Origin of the sequence: Antarctobacter sp. (assembly GCF_048262615.1) — a bacterium.
Lineage (GTDB): Bacteria > Pseudomonadota > Alphaproteobacteria > Rhodobacterales > Rhodobacteraceae > Antarctobacter.
Window position 1 is genome coordinate 103,560 of the sequence record NZ_JBLXFB010000001.1, and the last position, 17,564, is coordinate 121,123.

Below are 17,564 nucleotides of genomic sequence, written 5' to 3' on the forward strand. Positions count from 1 at the left end.
AATGCGCTCAAGGCACGATCCTTTTACCTGCGCGCCGGGGCTGCGTCTGGAGGCGCATGAGCGGGTCAGCAAATTGCAGTTCGATGCCCTGACAGACCGTTTTCAGCGGCTTGAGCTGTTGATGGAACGGCTGGAGCGGCGGCTGTGGCTGACGGTCTACGGCGTCGCGGGGGCCATCCTTGCGGATGTGTTTCAGGGATTGCTGACCGCCGCACCCTGAGGGGGTGCGAGACTATCAGGGGACGTCCGGAGCGGCTGTTGTCACCGCGGTCGGCCCCGAGCCCAAGGAAAGGGAATTGAATGGATCTGGAACACAAATTCTCTCGCTTCGATGCGGAAGTGACCGTCGAAGGGCACAGGATCGAGGGCTATGCCTCGCTCTTTGGAGCCTGCGATCAGGGCGGCGATGTGGTCGCCAGCGGGGCCTATGCCCGCTCTCTGGCGCGGCTGGCCGGAGAAGGGCGCGCGGTCAAGATGCTGTGGCAGCATGACCCTGCGCAACCCATCGGGATCTGGGACGAGGTGCGCGAGGACGAACGCGGGCTGTTCGTCAAAGGGCGGCTGCTGGACTGTGTCGAGCGTGGCCGTGAGGCGGCGGCGCTGATCGAGGCGGGGGCGATCGACGGGCTGTCGATTGGCTATCGCACGCTGAAAGCCACCAAGAACGACAAGGGCCACCGTGTCCTGACGGAACTGGAGCTTTGGGAGGTGTCGCTGGTGACCTTCCCGATGCTGCCCAGTGCGCGGGTGGCGTCCAAGGGGGAAACCCCGGACGACGTTGCCTTGCGTGAATTGGCGGAGGCCCTGGAGGGCATGCGCCGCAACCTGGCGGGCGTCTGACGCGCGCCACTCATGAGGGAAACTAGGGATGAACAAGACCGAGACCAAGTCTCGGACCGGGGAAGATTTGTCTCCGGTCGCCCGGGTGAGTGCCGCGATGGCGGGACTGATCGGGGACTACAGGGCCTCTCAGGCCGAGTTTGAAGAAAAGCTTCAGAAACAGGAAGAGCGACTGACCATGCTGGATCACAAGACCGCAAAAGCGAACCGCCCGGCGCTTTCGACCCGTACCGAGGTCGAAGCCCCCCACCAAAAGGCCTTTGATGCCTATCTGCGCTCTGGCGACGACGACGGCCTGCGTGGTCTCGAGCTGGAAGGCAAGGCAATGTCGACCGCCATCAACTCTGACGGTGGCTATCTGGTCGATCCGCAGACTGCGGAGACGATCAAGTCGTCACTGAACACCACGGCCTCGATCCGGCAGATTGCCAATGTGGTGAATGTGGATGCCTCCGCCTTTGATGTGCTGATCGACCAGAACGACACCGGTGCGGGCTGGGCGAACGAGACCGGATCGGCGGCTGAGACCGGGACACCGACCATCGAGCGTATCTCGATCCCGCTGTATGAGCTGAATGCGATGCCGAAGGTGTCACAGCGCCTGCTGGACGACAGCGCCTTTGATGTCGATGCCTGGCTGGCGGGACGCATTGCCGAGAAGTTCGCGCGGGCGGAGGCCGGGGCCTTCATCGCCGGGGATGGTAACGACAAGCCGCGTGGCTTTCTCAACCACACCATCGTCGAGGATTCGACCTGGAGCTGGGGCAACCTTGGCTATGTTCCCTCGGGGTCGGGTACGGGGATTGGTGACGGCGACGCGCTGATCGACGTGGTCTATGCGCTGAATGCGCCCTACCGCGCCAAGGCGACGTTTGTGATGAACTCGAAGACCGCCGGCGCGCTGCGCAAGCTGAAGGACGCGGATGGCCGTCACCTGTGGGCCGACGGGTTTGCCTTTGGCGAACCGGGCCGCCTGCTGGGCTATCCGGTTCTGATCGCCGAGGACATGCCCGACATCGAAGCGGACAGCTATCCGATTGCCTTTGGGGATTTCACCGCCGGGTACACCATCGCGGAACGCCCGGACCTGCGTGTTCTGCGTGATCCTTTCAGCGCCAAGCCGCACGTCCTGTTCTACGCCTCCAAGCGGGTGGGCGGCGATGTGAGCGATTTCGCAGCGATCAAGCTGATGCGTATCGCCGTCAGCTGAGGCTGACCATGAGATGGGAGGCGGGCCACGCGGTCCGTCTCTCAGCGGGCGCGCGCCTGTTCAGGTTGTCCAGCTACCCCTCCGCCCGTGCAGTCGGGGCGGCGCGCGTCCAACCGCCTGGCGGACAAGGGATGGTCGAGGATTTCGGAGAAAAAACATGATGTTGGTGGAAGAAACCCAGGTGTTGGAAGCGGCGCTTCCGGTGGATGCTCTGAAGGACCACCTGCTGCTGGGCAGCGGTTTTACCGAAGGCGATCTGCAAGATCCGGTATTGGTCTCGTTCCTGCGCGCGGCGCTGGCCGCCATTGAGGGCCGCACAAGCAAAGCCTTGGTCACACGCGGTTTTCTGGTGACTCTGGATGAGTGGACCGCACCCGATGGCCAGCGGCTGCCGGTGGCGCCTGTTCAGGCGATTACCGAAGTGGCCCTGGTGGATGCCTATGGAGTTGCGACGGTTGTCGATCCGGGGGCTTACAGGCTGCACAAGGATGCCTTTGATCCCCGCCTGCGGCCTATGGCAACCACTTTTCCGCGTGTTCCCACGGGGGGGACGGTCGAGATCCGTTTCGACGCCGGATACGGCCCCACTTTCGATGCGGTGCCCGAGGATCTGAAGCAAGCGGTGCTGATGCTGGCGGCGCACTATTACGAATACCGGAGCGATACCGCGCTGAGCCAAGGCTGCATGCCGTTCGGCGTGACGAGCCTGATCGCCCGCTATCGCCCGGTGCGTGTGGGGTTGGGCGTATGAGCTGGACCTTGAACAGGCGGTTGACGCTGGAAGCCCCCCAACGGGTCACCGATGGCGCGGGTGGCTTTGAGGAAACATGGAGCGCGCTGGGCACACTCTGGGCTTCGGTCAAACCACGAACCGGGCGGCTGGCCAATGGCGAAACCGGGGCGGTTTCGGTTGGGGCATTTCGGATCATCACGCGTGGCGCCCCGCAGGGACATTCCAGTCGGCCGGAGCCGGGTCAGCGGTTGCGCATGGGCGCGCGCCTCTTTCGGATCGAGGCCGTGACCGAGGAAGAACCTTCCGGACTGTACCTGATTTGCCAGTGCCAAGAGGAGGTTGCGCCATGAGTTATGCAGTATCCGGGGCCTTGCAGGCGGCAGTCTATGCGCGACTTCAGGGCGACGCGACCCTGTCGGCCATTGTTGGGGCGGACATCTACGACGCGCTGCCCACCGGGGCCTTGCCGCCGATCTACGTGGCGCTGGGGCCGGAGACGGCGAAGGACGCGGGCGACAAGGGCGGGGCGGGGGCCTGGCACCGGTTCCTTGTCTCGGTCGTCACGTCAAATTCGGGGTTTCAAACCGCCAAGGAGGCGGCGGCAGCGATCAGCGACGCGCTGCACGGAGCCGATTTGGGCCTGAGCCGGGGAACCCTTGTGGGACTGTGGTTCGAAAAGGCCAAGGCCGGGCGCGAAAGCCGTGGCCTGCGGCGCATCGATCTGACCTTTCGCGCGCGCGTGGAAGACAACTGAGTTTTCATCTGGAGTAAGAGACATGGCGGCACAGAACGGGAAAGACCTGCTGATCAAGGTGGACGTGAGCGGCACGTTTGAAACGCTGGCGGGGCTGCGCGCGACGCGCATCAGCTTTAACGCCGAGCAGGTGGACGTGACGACGCTGGAATCCACGGGCGGCTGGCGGGAGTTGCTGGCCGGGGCCGGTGTGAAATCGGCAAGCCTCAGCGGCTCGGGGGTGTTCAAGGACGGCACCACGGACGAACGCGCGCGGCAGATGTTTTTCAACAGCGAGACCCCGGCGTTTCAGGTGATCATCCCGGATTTCGGCGTTGTCGAAGGGCCGTTTCAGGTGACGTCAATCGAATACGCCGGCGCGCATGATGGCGAGGCGACCTACGAACTGGCGCTGGCGTCGGCGGGCGCGCTGACTTTCACGGCGGCCTGATGGGCAATCCGTGGCGAGGTGACGTGGTTCTGGTCGTAGACGGCCAGAGCCACGTGATGCGGTTGACGCTGGGCGCGTTGGCCGAACTGGAAACCGGGCTTGCGAGCGGGTCTCTGGTGGATCTGGTGCAACGGTTCGAATCCGGCGGGTTCAGCACACGGGACGTGCTGGCGCTGATTGTGGCGGGACTGCGGGGCGGTGGATGGACCGGTCGCGCGTCTGACCTGCTGTCCTCTGAGATCGATGGCGGGCCGATGGCGGCGGCACGGGCGGCGGCCGCACTGCTGGCGCGCGCCTTCATGTTGCCGGAGTCGCGCGATGGCGGGGTTTGACTGGCCGACATTGATGCGGGCGGGCATGCGGGGTCTTGGCCTTAAACCGTGGGAATTCTGGGATCTGACGCCCGCCGAATTGCAACTGATGCTGGGCGAGGGCGACGGGGCAAAACCGATGGGTCGGTCGCGGCTGTCCGAACTGATGACAGCCTTTCCGGACGACAAGATGAGAGGTGACGAGACATGAGTGACATGATCGATGACCTGGAAGGCCAGGTCGAGGCACTGGAAACCTCGCTGGGCGGCGCGGTCGGCATGGCGGCGCAGTTCGATGCCGAGTTGAAACGCATCCATGAGACGTTTTCGGCCACCGGTCGTGGTGCCGCCAAGCTGGAAGCGACTTTGAGCCGGGGCGTGGCGCGGGCAATCGACGGTGTGGTGCTGGACGGAATGAAACTGTCCGATGCGTTGCAGACTGTGGCCCAATCGATGATCGACGCGGCCTGGAAGGCGGCGGTGACACCGGTGGCGAACCACGTGGGGGGCCTGCTGTCGTCGGCGGTGTCAGGCATGTTCGGCAGCTATTCGCCCTTTGCGAATGGCGCGGGTTTTGCGCAGGGGCGGGTTATGCCCTTTGCCAACGGCGGCGTGGTGAGCAGCCCGACGACTTTCCCGATGCGGGGCGGGACCGGGTTGATGGGCGAAGCAGGGCCAGAGGCGATCATGCCCTTGACCCGTGGGCCTGACGGCAAGCTGGGCGTGCGTTCAGATGGCGGCGGTGGATCGCCGGTGACGGTGGTGATGAACATATCCACGCCCGATACCGCAGGCTTTCAGCGCAGCCAGAGCCAGATTGCTGCACGCATGAGCCAGGCGCTGAGCCGTGGCGCGCGCAACCGCTGAGGAGAGTGACATGAGCTTTCACGACGTGAGATTTCCCACTGACCTGAGCTTTGGCTCCGTCGGTGGACCCGAACGGCGCACTGACATCGTGGCGCTGACCTCTGGTTTTGAAGAGCGAAATACGCCCTGGGCGCATTCACGCCGACGCTATGATGCGGGGCTGGGTCTGCGGTCGATGGACGATCTGGCAGAGCTGATCGCGTTTTTCGAGGCCCGTCAGGGACAGTTGTTCGGCTTTCGCTGGAAAGACTGGGCGGATTTCAAATCATGTGCGCCGTCGCAGGAACCGTCGGCCGCGGACCAGTCGATCGGGACCGGGGACGGTGCGAACCAGAGCTTTGCGCTTTCCAAGGCCTATGTTTCCGGAGGCATCAGCTATTCCCGTCCAGTGACCAAACCAGTCGCCGGTTCCGTCTTGGTCGAGGTCGACGGTGTCGGGCTGACAGAGGGGGCCGGTTTCATCGTGGACACCGCCACCGGGATCGTGACGTTGGACAGCGCGCCGGGTGTCGGGCAAGACATCCGCGCAGGCTTTGCCTTTGATGTACCGGTGCGGTTTGACACGGATCGCATCCACGTCAGTGCCGGGGCGTTCAATGCCGGTCAGATCCCGGATGTGCCCGTGGTAGAGGTGCGGGTCTGATGGGCGCGGCAGAGTTGCACGCCCATCTGGCGGGCGGACTGACCACCGTGGCGCGGGCATGGGCGATCACGCGCACGGATGGCACCCGCCTTGGGTTCACCGATCACGACCGGGATCTGAGCTTTGACGGGTTGGTCTTCAAGGCCGATAGCGGTTTGTCGGCCCGTGCTCTCAGTCAGGCGACCGGGTTGTCTGTCGACAACTCCGAGGCCATGGGTGCACTGAGCGCCAGCGCCATCAGCAAGGCGGATATCTCCGCCGGGCGCTATGACGGGGCCGAGGTGGTGGCGTGGCTGGTCAATTGGGCAGACGTGTCGGCACGCCGCGTGATGTTCCGCGGAAGCATCGGAGAGGTGCGTCGCGCAAACGGCGCATTTCACGCAGAATTGCGCGGTTTGACCGAAAGGCTCAATCGGCCCGTTGGACGGGTCTTTCAAAAGCCGTGTACCGCGGTTCTGGGGGATGCGGACTGCGGTTTTGACCTTTCGGCGGGTGGCTATCTGCATGACGGCACATTGGCGGAGGTCGAAGAAAACCGGGTGTTCATAACCGGAGCCCTGGACGGCTTTTCTGTCGGATGGTTTCAGCGAGGGCGACTGGAGATACGCAGCGGCGCAGCGCAGGGGCTGACGGGGGCGATCAAGCGCGATTACCTGCGCACCGATGGTGCAAGAGTGATCGAGATCTGGGAGCCGCTTCGCGCGGTGCCGGTCGTCGGAGATATGGTCAGATTGACAGCAGGCTGTGACAAACGCTTTGAGACGTGTCGGGCGAAATTCGGCAACCATCTGAACTTTCGCGGTTTTCCGGACTTACCCGAAGAGGACTGGATCACGGTTCACCCAAGCTATGCCAAACGCCTTGATGGTGGGAGCCGCCGATGAACCGGGTGGTTTATGCGGCGCGGGGGTGGCTTGGGACGCCCTATGTGCATCAGGCGTCGTGCCGAGGCGCGGGGTGCGACTGTCTGGGACTGTTGCGGGGCGTCTGGCGCGAAGTGATCGGGCCTGAGCCTGAAGAGGTGCCCGCCTACAGCATGGATTGGTCGGAACCGCAGGGCGATGAACGCCTGTGGCGGGCGGGCTTGCAGCACATGGTGCCCAAAGCCCGCGACGATGCGGCGGAGGGTGACGTTTTGCTCTTCCGGATGCGCGACGGATCAATCGCGAAACATGTGGGGCTTCAGGCGCGGACCGGGGGCATGGCGAGTTTTATCCATGCCTATAGCGGACATGGTGTCATCGAGAGCGCCCTGAGCGCGCCCTGGGCGCGGCGTGTGGTGGCCCGGTTTGCCCTTCCTATTGGAGATTGAGTGATGGCGACGATCCTTCTTTCCGCCGCAGGAGCGGCAATCGGCAGTTCCATCGGCGGCTCTGTTTTGGGGCTGTCGATGACGGCGGTGGGCCGTTTCATAGGTGCCTCCATCGGGCGCGGACTGGACCAGCGTCTGATGGGCGCGGGGTCAGAGGCCGTTGAGACGGGCAGGATTGACCGTTTCCGCCTGACCGGGGCGGGTGAAGGAGCGCCGATTGCACAGGTCTATGGTCGGATGCGGACGGGTGGCCATGTCATCTGGGCGACCGAGTTCAAGGAACGGGTGCGCGAATCCGGGGGCGGCGGCAAAGGCGCGCCCGCGCAACCCACAGTGCGCGAGTACAGCTATTCCATCAGCCTTGCTTTGGCGCTGTGCGAGGGAGAGATCACCTCTGTCAATCGCGTTTGGGCCGATGGCGCCGAAGTCGCGATCAGGGACCTCAATATGCGCGTCTACACCGGGACGCAGGATCAATTGCCCGATCCCAAGATCGAAGCGGTCGAAGGTGCTGGACAGGTGCCGGCCTATCGCGGCACGGCTTATGTGGTGATGGAGGATTTGCGTCTGGAACGGTTCGGCAACCGTGTGCCGCAGTTCAGCTTTGAGGTTGTGCGCCCCGATCTGGCCGAGGATCAGGTGCCGGCATTGGTGCGCGGTGTGGCGATGATACCGGGCACCGGGGAATACGCCTTGGCGACCGATCCGGTTTACATGAAACATGCCGCCGGTTCCTTTGACAACCTGTTCGGGGTGGGAAAAGACGGCAAGGCGGTGGCCAATGTCGGATCACCCTCGGAAGAGCCGGATTTCGTCACCTCGCTGAAGCAACTCACCGACGAGGTTCCCAATTGCGGTGCGGCTTCGTTGATTGTGAGTTGGTTCGGGGATGATCTCCGTTGCGGTGACTGTTCGATCCGACCGAAGGTGGAACAGACTGAGTTCGAGGCGAAATCGATGCCTTGGTCCGTGGCTGGTCTGAATCGGAGCGCGGCTTTGACGGTGCCACAGCAAGACGGCCGCCCGGTCTATGGCGGCACTCCGACAGACGAGTCGGTGATTCAGTCGATCCGCAAGATGCAGGCCGAAGGTCTGTCTGTGATGTATTACCCGTTTATCCTGATGGATCAGATGGCTGGCAATGGATTGCCAGATCCCTGGAGCGGGGCCACCGACCAGCCGGAATTGCCTTGGCGGGGAAGGATCACCCTCAGCGTCGCGCCGGGCCAATCCGGGTCACCGGACCAAACTGCGGCAGCCGATGCCGAGGTTGCCGCGTTCTTTGGTACGGCCTCGGCCAGTGATTTCACGGTGTCCAGCGGGTCGGTCAGCTACAGCGGACCGGATGAATGGGGCTACCGCCGGTTCATCCTGTATCAGGCGGCACTTTGCGCGGCGGCCGGTGGTGTCGAGGCGTTTTGCATCGGGTCCGAGATGCGCGGACTGACCCAGATTCGCGGTGAACATGGGTTTCCCGCAGTTGCGGCCATGCAAGACCTTGCGGCCGAGTGCCGGACCCTGCTGGGCGCATCGGTCAAGATTGGCTATGCGGCGGATTGGTCCGAGTATTTCGGCTATCATCCGCAGGATGGCTCGGGCGATTTGTTGTTTCACCTCGATCCTCTTTGGGCTGATACCGAGATCGATTTTGTCGGGATCGACAATTACATGCCACTGTCGGACTGGCGTGACGGCGAGGACCACGCTGACGCTATATGGGGCGCGGTGCATGATCTGGGTTATCTGCGGTCCAACATCGAGGGTGGTGAGGGATATGACTGGTACTATGCGTCGCAAGCGGACCGGGATGCCCAGATCCGGACGCCGATTTCCGACGGGACACATGGCGAGCCATGGGTTTGGCGGTACAAGGACATCCGCAATTGGTGGGGGAACCCTCATCACGAGCGCATAGGTGGCGTCCGGCAGGCGCAGGCAACGGTATGGCAGCCGGAATCCAAACCGATCTGGTTTACGGAACTGGGGTGTGCAGCCGTCGACAAGGCGACCAACCAACCGAACAAATTCCTTGACCCGAAATCATCGGAGTCCGATCTGCCGTTTTACTCCAATGGCTTGCGTGACGATCTGATCCCACAACAATATCTCCGCGCGCAGTTGGGATATTGGGCGGAAGCCGCGCACAACCCCCAGTCTTCGGTCTATGGCGGGCCGATGCTGGACCTCGGACGGTCTTTTGTCTGGGCTTGGGACGCGCGACCTTATCCGTGGTTTCCCGCGAACGAGGCGCTTTGGTCGGATGGACCGAACTATCGGCGCGGGCACTGGTTGAACGGTCGGGTTTCGGGCCGCAGTCTTGCCTCCGTTGTCGAGGAAATCTGTGCGCGAGTCGGATTGACCGACGTTGATACCAGCCGTTTGTATGGGTTTGTGCGCGGCTATGTTGTGCCGCAAGTGTCGGACGCACGGCGTGCGCTACAGCCATTGATGCTGGCCCATGGGTTCGATGCGATTGAGCGGGACGGCACGTTGGTTTTCCGGATGCGCAGCGGAGCGGGCGCGATTGACCTTCCGCTGGATGCGCTTGCTGTCAGTGACGAGATCGAGGGCGATCTGCTGGAGACGCGCGCCGCCGAGGCAGAGATGGCAGGCCGCGTTCGCGTGCAATTCATTCTGGCCGACGCGGATCACCAGATCGCGTCAGAAGAAGCGGTCTTGCCCGATGAGGCCACGCATGCGGTGGCCGAGACCGATATGGCGCTGGCAATGACGCGAGGCGAAGGACGACAGACCGCAGAACGTTGCCTGACCGAGGCGCGCGTGGCCCGCGATACCCTGCGATTTGCCTTGCCGCCGTCGCAGCTTGCGCTGGGCGCGGGGGATGTCGTCCGGCTGCCGATCGGGAACGGTGGGACGTTGGCCCGGATCGACAAGATCGAGGTCATGGAACACCAGATCGTCGACGCGGTGCGGATCGAACCAGAGGTATTTCAACCATCAGAGATGCCCGAAGACGCGGCCCCGGTGCGGCTTGTCCTCTCTGCCGCGCCGGTAACTCCGGTCTTTCTTGACCTGCCGATGATGAGCGGGGACGAGGTGCCTCATGCGCCGCATTTGGCGCTGACGGCCACGCCTTGGCCGGGTGCTGTGGCGATCTATGACGCGCCGCAGGATTCGGATTACGCCTTGAACACTCTCATTGCGGGCCAGTCGGTGATTGGCGTGACTGAGACAGACCTGATCGCGGCGCGGCCCGGAAAAATCGACTCCGGTCCGGCATTGGAGGTGCGACTGGCAAGCGGCGGTTTGCAGTCGATCAGTGATGCCGCGCTGCTGTCCGGTGGCAATCTGATGGCGATCGGCGATGGAACGCCCGGCAACTGGGAACTGATCCAGTTTCGGGATGCAGAGCTTATGTCTGAAGGCCGCTGGCGGCTGTCGCACCGGCTGCGCGGACAGGCGGGCAGCGACGGATTGATGCCTGCGGTCTGGCCCGCTGGGTCCTTGGTGGTCTTGCTGGACGGGACACCCGTTCAGATCGGGTTGAAGACGTTGCAACGCGGGGTCGCGCGGCACTACCGGGTTGGGCCGGCGTCGCAACCTTATGATCATGCCGCGTATGAACACCGGGTCCATGCCTTTGATGGCAATGGTCTGCGGCCGTACCGGCCCGCGCATCTGCGGGTTGTGGATCAGGGCGGCGATCTTGGCCTCAGTTGGACCCGGCGCTCGCGGATTGACGGGGACGGCTGGGGTCTGTCCGAGGTGCCGCTTGGCGAAGCCAGCGAAGCCTACAGCGTACAGGTCCGGCAAGGGTCCACAGTTCTGCGCTCCCAGATCGTGAATGCGCCATCCTGGGTGTACAGCGCCGCGGATCAAACCGCCGATGGCGTCAGTGGGGCCTTCACTCTGGCGGTTGCACAAGTCTCCGAACGCTATGGTCCCGGACCCTATGCCGAACGCGAGATAACAGCATGAGACCGGTCCTGCCCGGTGACGTGAGCGCGGCGGCGCGGGCGCTTTTGCCCGTGCCGCCGCATGCTCGCGCAGCGCAGGCCAGCCGGTTGATCAGCGAGGCCAGAGCGGCGGATGCGTTCTGTCGCCGGACGGGGCGGGCGCATGGTCGCTGGGGGAACGGGACCTTGATGGCGGCGGCCCATGGGCATCCAATGGGTCGCGAAGTCAGTTTTGACGATCCCGATTACCTCGATTGCCAGTTGGCGATCCTGGCTGCCCTGCGCGCCGTCCGTCAGCCCGACGCGCAGGAAATGCAACGCTGTGCGGTTGGGTCAAGTTCCAGCCGTTTGACCGCGATGGCGTCGCCGCATTCATCACAGTAACCGAATTCCCCAAGGTCTATTCGGACCAGTGCGGCCTCCAGCGCGCGGCGCAGTCCGTCGCGACGTGCCTGCCTGGCCTTTGCCATGGATTGGTTCAAAAGCGCATCCTGCCGCGACAGCCGCCCCACCGCCTGCTGGTCCAGCTCGACCGTGGATTGTCCCGCCCGGCCAAGCGCATCTTCGTCGTCCAGTGCGGCAAGCCGGGCGTGGATTAGGCTTTTGAATCGCAGCGTTGCAGCGTCATCTTGATCTGACATAACCCACATCACAGATTTGCGTTTCGGTCCCCATAGCCTATCTGATAGGCTTACGGCGTCAAAGGAGGACAGCCATGGCTGAAACGCGCGCGCATCTTGCGGAACTTGACCCGGTCTGGGCCCGTATCCGCAGCGAGGCAGAGCAGGCGGTGATCGATGAACCGCTGCTGGGCGGACTGGTGCATTATTCGATTCTGCACCACCCTTCGATTGAACGGGCCCTGAGTTACCGCATGTCGCTGAAACTGGCGAATGGGGAGATGTCTGAACAGATCCTCCGGGAAATCTGTGATGAGGCTTATGGTCTTGCGCCAGAACTGGCGTTGTCCGCGCGCGCGGATATCACGGCCACCTATGAACGTGACCCGGCCTGCCACAGGTTCCTGCAACCTGTGTTGTTCTTCAAAGGGTTCCAGGCGGTGCAGGCCTACCGCGTCGCGCATTGGCTGTGGACCGAAGGGCGCAAGGATCTGTCCTATTTCTTTCAGATGCGCAGTTCGGAGGTCTTTGGAATCGACATCCATCCCGCGGCGCGGATCGGCAAGGGCATCATGATCGACCATGCCCATTCGATCGTCATCGGTGAGACAGCGGTGGTGGGTGACAACGTCTCGATGTTGCATTCGGTCACGCTGGGCGGGACGGGCAAGGAAGAAGAGGACCGCCACCCCAAGATCGGTGACGGGGTCCTGATCGGGGCGGGTGCCAAGGTACTGGGCAATATCAAGGTGGGCAACTGCTCGCGCATTGCCGCCGGGTCGGTGGTGTTGAAGGACGTCCCGCCATGCACCACCGTCGCGGGGGTGCCAGCCAAGGTGGTTGGCGAGGCTGGCTGTGCCCAGCCGTCAATCAGCATGGACCAGATCTTGCGCGGCGGCTGAGCGCGGCGCAAAGAGTATCGGCTAAATGTTGAAGGCGCCCCATTCGGGGGGCCTCTTTTTTTTCGGGGTCAGGGTCGTCACCCCTCTGCCGCAGGTGCGGCCTGCTTCTCAAACCCGGTCAGTCGGCTCAGGCCAACAGGGCCAGCGGGTTTTCAAGGCCGTCCACGATGGCCTTTAGCAGGTCCGCGCCAAGCGCGCCGTCGATCACCCGGTGGTCAACCGACAGCGTGACCGACATCACCGTCGCGACGGTGATCTGGTTGTCCTCGCTGACGACAGGCTTCTTGATCCCTGCGCCGACGGCTAGAATGGCCCCGTGTGGCGGATTGATGACCGCATCGAAGTTCTCGATCCCGAACATCCCGAGATTGGATATGGCAAAGCTGCCGCCCTGATATTCGTGGGGGGCAAGCTTGCGGTCGCGGGCGCGGCTGGCGAGGTCCTTCATTTCCGCCGAGAGCGCCGAGAGGGATTTCTGATGCGCGTCTTTCAGGACCGGAGTGTAAAGCCCGCCTTCGACCGCCACGGCCACAGCCACATCCGAAGGGGTCAGTTGCAGGATGCGGTCCCCGGCCCAGACGGCATTGGCGGCGGGCACCTGCTGCAAGGCGTCGGCGCAGGCCTTGATGATAAAATCGTTGACCGAAAGTTTGACGCCGCGCGGGGCCAGTTGGGCGTTGATCTGCGTGCGGAACGCCAACAGTGCGTCAAGACGGATGTCGCGGCGCAGGTAGAAATGCGGGATCGTCTGTTTTGCTTCCGTCAGGCGGGCGGCGACGGTGCGGCGCATCCCGTCCAGCGCGATTTCGGTGTGCGGGCGGTCGGCGTAGGTCTTGAGCACCGCATCGGCGCTGGCAGCGATCTGCGGGGCCTGCGCGGAGGGGCCGGGCGCTGCCGGAGCGGCGGCGGCGACGGCTGGCTGCGGAGACTGCGCGCCGGCGGCCTCGACATCGGCCTTGACGATGCGGCCGCGCGGGCCGCTGCCGGTGATCTGCGCCAGATCCAGTCCCTTTTGTTCCGCCAGACGGCGCGCCAGCGGAGAGGCAAAGACGCGGGCACCGTCCTTGGCCTGCGCTGGCGGGGCGGCTTTCTCGGAGCCCCCGGAAGCGGGGGCCGCCTCGGCAGCCGCTGTGGCCTGCGCCTGTGGCGCTGTGGCCACGGGGCCGTCGGTGATGTCGCTGGCGCTTTCGCCCTCTTCCAGCAGCACCGCGATGGGGGTGTTGACCTTAACCTCCGCCGTGCCTTCGGCCACGAGGATGCGGCCCATGGTGCCCTCATCCACCGCCTCGAATTCCATCGTCGCCTTGTCGGTTTCGATCTCGGCGATCACGTCACCGGAGGCCACGACGTCGCCTTCCTTGACCAGCCATTTGGCCAGCGTGCCTTCCTCCATGGTGGGCGACAGAGCGGGCATGAGGATTTCGATGGGCATTCAGATCCTCCTCTCAACGTGCCTGCGCGGCGCGTGATTGAGTAATTATATCAAGAAGGCGGCGCATGGTCAGCGAGCCTCGATCAGGGTCATGATGTCGTAGGGCGGGCGCGGCGTCGCACCGCAGGCCAGTTGGGTCACCGCGCGGACAAGCGCCTGCCTGTGCGCGGCAATCCATTCATAGGCGTCCTGATGGGACGGTCTGCCACCGGGGCGCAGCGCCTGCGCCATCAGGCATTCGGGCACCCAGGCGCGCCCGGCATCGGTTTCGATCCGATACGCCTCGCGCGCCACGTCACGGCCCCGGACCTCGACCCGCGCGGTCACCGGTAGCAAACCTTCTTGGCGGCGGCGATCACCTCGGGTGTGGTGATCAGCGCGTGGCGTTCAAGGTTGGCCGCATAGGGCATCGGCACGTCTTTGCCGGTCAGGTTGATCACCGGCGCGTCGAGGTAATCAAAGGCCTCTTGCATCAGCACGGCAGAGATGTGGTTGCCGATGGAGGCCACCGGAAAGCCCTCTTCGATGGTCACGCAGCGGTTGGTCTTTTGCACGCTGGCGACGACCGCGGCGGTATCCAGCGGCCGCAGGGTCCGCAGGTCGATCACCTCGGCGCTGATGCCCTCTTCGGCCAGTTTCTCGGCTGCTTCCAGCGCGTAGGTCATGCCGATGCCGAAACTGACAAGCGTCACGTCCGTACCCTCTTGCCAGATGCGGGCCTTGCCAAAGGGGACGGTGAAATCCTCCATCACCGGCACGTCAAAGCTGCGCCCGTAAAGGATCTCGTTTTCGAGGAAAATCACCGGGTTCGGGTCACGGATGGCGCTTTTCAGCAGGCCCTTGGCGTCCGAGGCGGAATAGGGCATCGCGACTTTCAATCCGGGAATATGCGCATACCACGCCGCAAAGTCCTGCGAGTGTTGCGCGCCGACGCGGGCGGCGGCCCCATTGGGGCCGCGAAAGGTGATCGGACAGCCCATCTGCCCACCGGACATATACAGCGTCTTGGCGGCGGAATTGATGATCTGGTCCATCGCCTGCATGGAAAAGTTGAAGGTCATGAACTCGACAATCGGTTTCAGCCCGCCAAAGGCCGCGCCGACGCCGATCCCGGCAAAGCCGTGTTCGGTGATCGGCGTATCAATCACCCGTTTCGATCCGAACTCTTCCAGCAGGCCCTGACTGATCTTGTAGGCCCCTTGGTATTCGGCCACCTCTTCGCCCATCAGGAAAACGTCGCCATCGGCGCGCATTTCCTCGGCCATGGCGTCGCGCAGCGCCTCGCGCACGGTTTGTTTCTTTGTCTTGGTGCCGTCGGGCCAGTCGGGTTCCGGGCGGACAGCCGCAACCGGGGCAGCGGTGGCAGGCGAAGGGGCCGGGGCAGCAGCCGGGGCGGGCGACGTCTCGGAGGTGGCGGCGGGTTTGGCCGCAGAGCCCGCGTCCCGGACCTGATCCGGGACCTCCTCGCCATCCTCGACCAGCACCGCGATGGGGGTGTTCACCGCGACACCCTGAGTGCCCTCGGCCACCAGAATGCGGCCCATGAAGCCCTCATCCACCGCCTCGAATTCCATCGTCGCCTTGTCGGTTTCGATCTCTGCGATCACGTCGCCCGCGGTGACGGTATCGCCTTCCTTGACCAGCCATTTGGCCAGCGTGCCTTCTTCCATTGTCGGGGAAAGGGCGGGCATCAGGATTTCGGTTGCCATATCGTCAGTCTTCCCCGGTTACGGGCGTGATAAAGCCCACGATGTTGCCTTCGCCGTCCTCGACATAGGCCGCGCGCCCGATGCCGGGATAGTCCATGGGCGGCAGCGCCTCCGCCCCGCCATTGTCCAGCGCCCAGGCATAACGTTCATCCGCATCCGCCACCGCAAAGGTCAGGGTGCATCCGCGAACGGGGCCATTCGGGGCAGGGGCCACGCCCATGCGTTTCATCATGCCGCCGGTCAGATCCGCGCCAAGGTTGGGGCCGGAAATCAGGTGGTAATCGACCTCTTCGGCACCGAGCATCGGGGCAAATTCCCAGCCAAACAGCCCGCCGTAAAACCGCCGGGCGCGCGCCGTGTCGGTTGCGTGGATTTCAAAGTGCGGCATCACCCGACCTCCGCGTAAATGTCCGTCCACAACTCATCCAGCGCCGGTTCCGGGCTTTCGCGGGCAAAGTCCGCCGAGGCGCTGACCACCGCCTTGATCTCCTTGTCGATGGCCTTCAGATCCTCCTCCGAGGCATGGCCGCCCTGCACCAGCAGTTCGCGCACATGGTCGATGGCGTCACGCTCTTCGCGCATTTTCGACACTTCTTCGCGGGTGCGATACTTGGCCGGATCGGACATGGAATGGCCGCGATAGCGGTAGGTCTTGACCTCTAGGATATACGGCCCCTTGCCGGATCGGCAGTGTTTGACCGCTTTCTGACCGGCGTCGCGCACCGCCAACACGTCCATGCCGTCGACCATCTCGCCGGGGATGCCAAAGGCCGCGCCGCGGTGGTAGATATCCGGCGTCGAGGTCGATCGTTTCATCGCCGTGCCCATGGCGTACTGGTTGTTTTCGATGATAAAAATCACCGGCAACTCCCACAGGGCCGCCATGTTGAAGGTCTCGTAGACCTGCCCCTGATTGGCCGCGCCATCGCCGAAATAGGTGAATGTCACCCGGTCGTTGCCCCGGTACTTGTCCGAAAACGCCAGCCCCGCGCCCAGCGGAACCTGCGCGCCGACGATGCCGTGCCCGCCGTAAAAATGCTTTTCGCGGCTGAACATATGCATGGAGCCGCCCTTGCCCTTGGAATAGCCGCCCTCACGCCCGGTCAGTTCGGCCATCACCCCCTTGGGGTCCATGCCACAGGCCAGCATGTGACCGTGATCGCGGTAAGAGGTGATGCGCTTGTCGCCCTCTTCGGCGGCGGCCTCCAGACCGACGACCACGGCCTCCTGGCCGATATAGAGGTGGCAGAACCCGCCGATCAGACCCATGCCGTACAACTGGCCTGCCTTTTCCTCGAACCGGCGGATCAGCAGCATGTCACGGTAGAACCGGGTCAGTTCCTCGGGCGCGACATTGGGTTTCACGCTCGTCTTTCGGGCCGCCATGTCGTCTCCTCCCAAGGACTCGTTCAAGGCTGAACTATTTTTGGAAAGGATAGGCGGGGTGGGCGGCGGCGTAAAGCCTCGCGGTCACCGAAGGGGCATCGTGACGAAGGTCAGCGCACCACGATTTCGTCGCTGCGCACCAGTCCCAGCACGTCGCGGGCCTGTTGGTCCAGCAGATCGAGGTCCAGAAAATTATCCGACAGCCGATGCGTGAGGTTTTCCATCCGGGCCACCTCGGCGCGCAGGCCGGTCAGTTCCTTGTCCAGCCGCTCACCCTCGACGGCGATCTCGGCGCGGCGGAACAGGCCAAAGTCGCCCTGCACGGCGGCAAAGGTGAAATAGGCGGCCAGACCCAGTGTCGCGATGAAAAAGACGATAACGCCAAAGGTGGGGCGCGGTCGACGGGTTGTCATGTTTCTGCCTCAAGCCCGCGCCTCATTGACCGGGCGCGTGAGGGGACTGTGGCACAGGCTTTGGTCAATGTGAATCCCGCGCCGC

The 17,564-nt window shown here is 63.7% G+C and carries 22 protein-coding genes; 15 read left to right on the plus strand and 7 right to left on the minus strand.

The genetic code is table 11. From position 1 onward, the window contains the following. Position 1 precedes the first annotated feature (1 nt). From ACN0S5_RS00495 to ACN0S5_RS00560, 14 genes are all read left to right on the plus strand, one after another. Entirely contained in the window at positions 2–220 is a 219-nt protein-coding gene (locus ACN0S5_RS00495) for a GTA head formation protein, RCAP_rcc01685 family (RefSeq protein ID WP_417205502.1), read from the plus strand. A gap of 80 nt (positions 221–300) precedes the next feature. Then, positions 301–840 carry an HK97 family phage prohead protease gene (locus ACN0S5_RS00500; protein ID WP_417205001.1) on the plus strand — a complete coding sequence of 180 codons (540 nt, stop codon included), beginning with the start codon at positions 301–303 and terminating at the stop codon, positions 838–840. Between the two features lie 28 nt (positions 841–868). Next, the gene (locus ACN0S5_RS00505) at positions 869–2,050 is read left to right on the plus strand and encodes a phage major capsid protein (protein ID WP_417205002.1); all 1,182 of its coding nucleotides are present in this window, start codon (positions 869–871) and stop codon (positions 2,048–2,050) included. A 157-nt stretch (positions 2,051–2,207) separates the two neighbouring features. Further along, positions 2,208–2,801 (plus strand): head-tail connector protein, encoded by a 594-nt coding sequence (locus ACN0S5_RS00510; RefSeq protein ID WP_417205003.1) that lies wholly within the window; start codon positions 2,208–2,210, stop codon positions 2,799–2,801. Further along, a complete protein-coding gene (locus ACN0S5_RS00515; protein WP_417205004.1) occupies positions 2,798–3,133 on the plus strand; it encodes a head-tail adaptor protein in 336 nt (111 codons plus the stop codon). The genes ACN0S5_RS00510 and ACN0S5_RS00515 overlap by 4 nt, the downstream gene beginning before the upstream one ends. Next, complete coding sequence (locus tag ACN0S5_RS00520) at positions 3,130–3,537, plus strand: DUF3168 domain-containing protein (RefSeq protein ID WP_417205006.1); 408 nt, start codon at positions 3,130–3,132, stop codon at positions 3,535–3,537. The genes ACN0S5_RS00515 and ACN0S5_RS00520 overlap by 4 nt, the downstream gene beginning before the upstream one ends. A 22-nt stretch (positions 3,538–3,559) precedes the next feature. Beyond that, a complete protein-coding gene (locus ACN0S5_RS00525; protein WP_417205007.1) occupies positions 3,560–3,967 on the plus strand; it encodes a phage major tail protein, TP901-1 family in 408 nt (135 codons plus the stop codon). After that, a complete protein-coding gene (locus tag ACN0S5_RS00530) occupies positions 3,967–4,299 on the plus strand; it encodes a gene transfer agent family protein (protein WP_417205009.1) in 333 nt (110 codons plus the stop codon). Before ACN0S5_RS00525 ends, ACN0S5_RS00530 begins: the two co-directional genes overlap by 1 nt. Next, positions 4,286–4,489, plus strand: a complete 204-nt coding sequence (locus tag ACN0S5_RS00535; RefSeq protein WP_417205010.1) for a rcc01693 family protein — start codon at positions 4,286–4,288, stop codon at positions 4,487–4,489. Before ACN0S5_RS00530 ends, ACN0S5_RS00535 begins: the two co-directional genes overlap by 14 nt. Further along, positions 4,486–5,145: a phage tail tape measure protein gene (locus ACN0S5_RS00540; RefSeq protein ID WP_417205011.1), complete on the plus strand. Its 660-nt coding sequence runs from the start codon at positions 4,486–4,488 to the stop codon at positions 5,143–5,145. The genes ACN0S5_RS00535 and ACN0S5_RS00540 overlap by 4 nt, the downstream gene beginning before the upstream one ends. Positions 5,146–5,155: 10 nt before the next feature. Further along, entirely contained in the window at positions 5,156–5,788 is a 633-nt protein-coding gene (locus ACN0S5_RS00545) for a TIGR02217 family protein (protein WP_417205012.1), read from the plus strand. After that, complete coding sequence (locus ACN0S5_RS00550) at positions 5,788–6,672, plus strand: DUF2163 domain-containing protein (protein ID WP_417205013.1); 885 nt, start codon at positions 5,788–5,790, stop codon at positions 6,670–6,672. The genes ACN0S5_RS00545 and ACN0S5_RS00550 overlap by 1 nt, the downstream gene beginning before the upstream one ends. After that, positions 6,669–7,100: an NlpC/P60 family protein gene (locus tag ACN0S5_RS00555; RefSeq protein ID WP_417205015.1), complete on the plus strand. Its 432-nt coding sequence runs from the start codon at positions 6,669–6,671 to the stop codon at positions 7,098–7,100. The genes ACN0S5_RS00550 and ACN0S5_RS00555 overlap by 4 nt, the downstream gene beginning before the upstream one ends. Positions 7,101–7,103: 3 nt before the next feature. Then, positions 7,104–11,039, plus strand: a complete 3,936-nt coding sequence (locus ACN0S5_RS00560; protein ID WP_417205016.1) for a baseplate multidomain protein megatron — start codon at positions 7,104–7,106, stop codon at positions 11,037–11,039. A gap of 271 nt (positions 11,040–11,310) precedes the next feature. Here the strand turns inward: ACN0S5_RS00560 and ACN0S5_RS00565 are convergent, their stop codons facing one another. Beyond that, positions 11,311–11,658: a TraR/DksA family transcriptional regulator gene (locus tag ACN0S5_RS00565; RefSeq protein ID WP_417205018.1), complete on the minus strand. Its 348-nt coding sequence runs from the start codon at positions 11,656–11,658 to the stop codon at positions 11,311–11,313. 74 nt (positions 11,659–11,732) lie between these two features. On the opposite strand from ACN0S5_RS00565, the gene cysE reads away from it, so the two are divergent. Then, positions 11,733–12,539 carry a serine O-acetyltransferase gene (cysE, locus tag ACN0S5_RS00570; RefSeq protein ID WP_417205019.1) on the plus strand — a complete coding sequence of 269 codons (807 nt, stop codon included), beginning with the start codon at positions 11,733–11,735 and terminating at the stop codon, positions 12,537–12,539. Between the two features lie 127 nt (positions 12,540–12,666). Here the strand turns inward: cysE and ACN0S5_RS00575 are convergent, their stop codons facing one another. From ACN0S5_RS00575 to ACN0S5_RS00600, 6 genes are all read right to left on the minus strand, one after another. Beyond that, on the minus strand, positions 12,667–13,971 hold the full coding sequence (locus ACN0S5_RS00575) for a pyruvate dehydrogenase complex dihydrolipoamide acetyltransferase (RefSeq protein ID WP_417205020.1): 1,305 nt from the start codon (positions 13,969–13,971) through the stop codon (positions 12,667–12,669). 69 nt (positions 13,972–14,040) lie between these two features. Then, positions 14,041–14,298 (minus strand): hypothetical protein, encoded by a 258-nt coding sequence (locus tag ACN0S5_RS00580; RefSeq protein WP_417205504.1) that lies wholly within the window; start codon positions 14,296–14,298, stop codon positions 14,041–14,043. Then, the gene (locus ACN0S5_RS00585) at positions 14,295–15,680 is read right to left on the minus strand and encodes a pyruvate dehydrogenase complex E1 component subunit beta (RefSeq protein WP_417205021.1); all 1,386 of its coding nucleotides are present in this window, start codon (positions 15,678–15,680) and stop codon (positions 14,295–14,297) included. Before ACN0S5_RS00585 ends, ACN0S5_RS00580 begins: the two co-directional genes overlap by 4 nt. 4 nt (positions 15,681–15,684) lie before the next feature. Next, positions 15,685–16,068, minus strand: coding sequence for a VOC family protein (locus tag ACN0S5_RS00590; protein ID WP_417205022.1), 384 nt, complete (start codon positions 16,066–16,068; stop codon positions 15,685–15,687). After that, the gene (pdhA, locus tag ACN0S5_RS00595) at positions 16,068–17,066 is read right to left on the minus strand and encodes a pyruvate dehydrogenase (acetyl-transferring) E1 component subunit alpha (RefSeq protein WP_417205023.1); all 999 of its coding nucleotides are present in this window, start codon (positions 17,064–17,066) and stop codon (positions 16,068–16,070) included. Before pdhA ends, ACN0S5_RS00590 begins: the two co-directional genes overlap by 1 nt. Before the next feature lie 110 nt (positions 17,067–17,176). After that, a complete protein-coding gene (locus ACN0S5_RS00600; RefSeq protein WP_417205025.1) occupies positions 17,177–17,479 on the minus strand; it encodes an FtsB family cell division protein in 303 nt (100 codons plus the stop codon). Positions 17,480–17,564: the final 85 nt, after the last annotated feature.